Source organism: Streptococcus sp. (genome assembly GCF_019414905.1).
In the GTDB taxonomy this organism is placed as follows: Bacteria; Bacillota; Bacilli; order Lactobacillales; family Streptococcaceae; genus Streptococcus.
In genome coordinates, this window is sequence record NZ_DXLC01000047.1 from 1 (window position 1) to 4,176 (window position 4,176).

3 protein-coding genes are annotated in these 4,176 nt (G+C 41.6%); 2 read left to right on the forward strand and 1 reads right to left on the reverse strand.

Features of this window, described 5'->3' with window-relative positions; translation table 11 throughout:
• Positions 1-1,555 (reverse strand): DUF2207 domain-containing protein (locus QZ359_RS01195; RefSeq protein ID WP_293954416.1); only part of this gene is annotated, 1,555 nt, incomplete at its 3' end.
• Between the two features lie 138 nt (positions 1,556-1,693).
• Between QZ359_RS01195 and QZ359_RS01200 the strand changes: the two genes are divergently transcribed.
• Positions 1,694-3,259, forward strand: coding sequence for an ABC transporter substrate-binding protein/permease (locus tag QZ359_RS01200; RefSeq protein ID WP_261043595.1), 1,566 nt, complete (start codon positions 1,694-1,696; stop codon positions 3,257-3,259).
• On the forward strand, positions 3,259-3,999 hold the full coding sequence (locus tag QZ359_RS01205) for an amino acid ABC transporter ATP-binding protein (protein ID WP_000189477.1): 741 nt from the start codon (positions 3,259-3,261) through the stop codon (positions 3,997-3,999). The genes QZ359_RS01200 and QZ359_RS01205 overlap by 1 nt, the downstream gene beginning before the upstream one ends.
• The last annotated feature ends 177 nt before the right edge of the window (positions 4,000-4,176 follow it).

A 4,176-nucleotide genomic window follows, 5' to 3' on the forward strand; every position in this document is an offset into this window, starting at 1 on the left:
AACTGGTCCAGAGATAGTAGACTTCTGCCCCTGCTTCATTTAGGACACCATCACGGTTATCTAATCGAAGCTTCCAATAATAGAAAACAGCCAAAACCAAACCTAGAAAACCAAGTATTGGCAAGGGGGTGTAAAGATAGCCATAAACATCCAAACTGTACAAGAACAAACCAAATCCAATAAATAGAGGTAAGACTGTAGAGAGTCCCATACCCACTTGCAAGGCCTTTTCCCCACCAGTTAAAGGACGATAATAATCTGGGAGCCCCCAGAAGGAAACTCGATTTCTCACTCCTTCTTGCATCTCTTTCAATACTTCTTCAAAAGAAGATTTGAGCTGACGCCCTCTTGCTTGAATCCGTTTTTCATCAGCAACTTTGGCTCCACGATAAAGACTATCAGATACCTTGTAATCCGCAAACAAATTGGAAAGAGTTTCTTCTTTTTTGCCTGAAAAAGCCAGATTTAGACAGTCTTTCTCAAAGCTTGACAAACCATCTTCTTTGACCAGCCTCAAACCAACTGCATCTCCTTCTGAAATGATAGAGACATTCCCACGGTCTATCACATCTAACAAGGTAGCTTGAATAAGTTGGTCAAAGGTAAATTTACCTGCTCCTTTTGTTAGAGGACTCACTTCCTCCAAGGAGGTCGAATAAACTGCCTCTGATAAAACCATAGGCTCTAATTCCATTGGTGGTTCATAGAGACGATGATTTTTGGCATATTTGACTGAAGGAGTGGTCTTTCTTCTATAGATGAAATAGAAGCAAACACTCAATAACAAGGAGATAGAAAGTATCGAAGGAAAGACCCAAGTAACGAGTTGTTTACTTTGCTCTTTTTCTTTAACAATCGAGTCTTCTATCTTATTAAACTCTTCTAAACGATTCCCTTTCAATCCCTGATCCGTAGCATTAGCAAAATCGGTCCGAGGCCAATAGGCATGCAACTCAACTCCACGCTTAGCCGGAAGATTGTCTAAACGGATAGTATAATCAAGGTTACTCTTTTCAACCGTTCCCTCTCTAAAGAGTTTCCCTGTATGGAAAAAGAGTTTTTCAGCCCCCTTGTCTCCCCTTACATGAAATTCAAACTTTCCAATAGTCCCTGAACTATCCGTTAAAGGTTGCCAATTTAATTCAGCGATATCATCATATAGGAAAAGCAAATTCTTTAAGTTCCAGACGAGGTCAACTTCAACTGTGTCACCTTCCTGACCTGGATTATAAACTTTAACAGTATAACCATCTGCTCCTTCTATCACTTCGCTAGTAACGTCTGCTAGTTCAGCACCATTTTTCGCAGCCTGAACCTTTGGACGAGGATCAATGTCAAATCCACTAGGCATCTTGCCAGCACGTCCAAGTCCCACGATTTGCCCCTTAAAATCTTCCTCAAACTGGTAAACTATCTTCTGTCTAAATTCTGCCGTATTGTCTGCATGAATATACAAATCCCCTTGATAAGAGTTTATCTTGAAATCAATGGCAAAAACAGAGAGTGGCAGAAGGCAAAACAAGCCTAACACTAGTAAGAAAAAAGTTTTTTTCATCAAACAAGCCCCCTTTTTATCTTTGCTATCATTATATCATTTTTTCTCAAGTAAGGGCTTACCTATATTGAAAAATAGAGTTTTTTTCGATAAAATAGGAGACAGTTATTTTTTAATAGATTAGAAATAGGAGAAATCATGAGAAAAATATACTTATCTATTTTCACAAGTCTCTTGCTGATGCTGGGACTTGTCAATGTTGCTCAAGCCGATGAATATTTACGCATCGGGATGGAAGCAGCATATGCTCCCTTTAACTGGACTCAGGATGATGATAGCAATGGAGCTGTCAAAATCGATGGGACTAACCAGTATGCTAACGGATACGATGTTCAAATCGCCAAGAAAATCGCTAAGGACTTAGGTAAAGAACCTTTGGTTGTTAAAACAAAGTGGGAAGGTCTAGTCCCTGCCCTTACTTCTGGTAAGATTGACATGATTATCGCAGGTATGAGTCCAACTGCCGAACGCAAACAAGAAATTGCCTTTTCAAGCAGTTACTACACTAGCGAACCAGTTCTACTAGTCAAAAAGGATTCTGCCTACGCAAACGCAAAATCTTTGGATGACTTTAACGGTGCGAAAATCACTTCTCAACAAGGTGTCTACCTTTATGACTTGATTGCACAAATCCCAGGTGCTAAAAAAGAAACAGCCATGGGAGACTTCGCTCAAATGCGTCAAGCTCTTGAGGCTGGTGTCATCGACGCCTATGTTTCTGAACGCCCTGAAGCTCTGACTGCTGAAGCCGCTAACTCTAAGTTCAAGATGGTCCAAGTAGAACCAGGTTTCAAAACTGGAGAAGAAGATACAGCTATCGCTATTGGACTTCGTAAAGATGACAACCGTATTAGCCAAATCAATGCCAGCATTGAAACCATTTCAAAAGACGATCAAGTTGCCTTGATGGATCGTATGATCAAGGAACAACCTGCCGAAGCTACAACAACTGAAGAGACTAGCAGTAGTTTCTTTAGCCAAGTCGCTAAAATTCTTTCTGAAAACTGGCAACAACTCTTGCGTGGTGCTGGTATCACTCTTTTAATCTCTATCGTCGGAACCATCATAGGTCTCATTATTGGCCTTGCCATTGGTGTCTTCCGTACTGCTCCTCTATCTGAGAATAAAGCCATTTATGGCCTACAAAAACTAGTCGGCTGGATTCTCAACATCTACATTGAAATTTTCCGTGGTACGCCAATGATTGTTCAATCAATGGTTATCTACTATGGAACTGCCCAAGCTTTCGGGATCAACCTTGACCGTACACTGGCTGCTATCTTCATCGTTTCAATCAATACCGGTGCCTACATGACTGAAATCGTCCGTGGTGGTATCCTAGCAGTTGACAAGGGACAATTTGAAGCCGCTACTGCTCTTGGTATGACTCATAACCAAACCATGCGTAAGATTGTCCTACCTCAAGTAGTCCGTAACATCCTGCCAGCAACTGGTAATGAATTTGTCATCAATATCAAAGATACATCTGTATTGAACGTTATCTCTGTTGTCGAACTTTATTTCTCAGGAAATACCGTGGCGACGCAAACCTATCAATACTTCCAGACATTTACAATCATCGCCGTAATTTACTTTGTCCTCACCTTCACCGTAACACGTATCCTACGCTTCATCGAGCGCCGAATGGACATGGATACCTATACTACAGGTGCTAACCAAATGCAAACGGAGGATTTGAAATAATGACACAAGCAATCCTTGAAATTAAACACCTCAAAAAATCCTATGGACAAAACGAAGTGTTAAAAGACATTTCTCTCACCGTCCACAAGGGAGAGGTCATCTCTATCATCGGAAGCTCTGGAAGCGGAAAATCAACCTTCCTACGCTCTATTAACCTACTTGAAACACCAACTGATGGACAAATCCTTTATCATGGACAAAACGTCCTCGAAAAAGGCTATGACCTCACGCAATACCGTGAAAAGTTGGGGATGGTGTTCCAATCCTTTAACCTCTTTGAAAATCTCAACGTTCTTGAAAACACAATCGTCGCTCAGACGACTGTCCTTAAACGCGAACGTACAGAAGCTGAAAAGATTGCCAAAGAAAACCTGGAAAAGGTCGGCATGGGAGAACGCTACTGGCAAGCGAAACCAAAACAACTCTCAGGTGGTCAAAAACAACGTGTGGCCATCGCTCGTGCCCTTTCAATGAATCCGGACGCTATTCTCTTTGATGAACCAACATCAGCTCTCGATCCAGAAATGGTTGGAGAAGTCCTCAAAATCATGCAAGATCTGGCTCAGGAAGGCTTGACTATGATTGTCGTAACCCACGAAATGGAATTCGCCCGTGATGTCTCTCACCGTGTTATCTTCATGGATAAGGGTGTAATCGCTGAAGAAGGTAAACCAGAAGACCTCTTCACTAATCCTAAAGAAGACCGTACAAAAGAATTCCTTCAACGCTATCTCAAATAAAAAGAAAAGGCTGCATCAATCGTGCAGTCTTTTTGCTGTCCTCATACTCTTCGAAAATCTCTTCAAACCACGTCAGCTTCGCCTTGCCGTAGGTATATGTTACTGACTCTGTCAGTCTTATTTACAACCTCAAAGCAGTGCTTTGAGCAGCCTACGGCTAGCTTCCTAGTTTGCTCT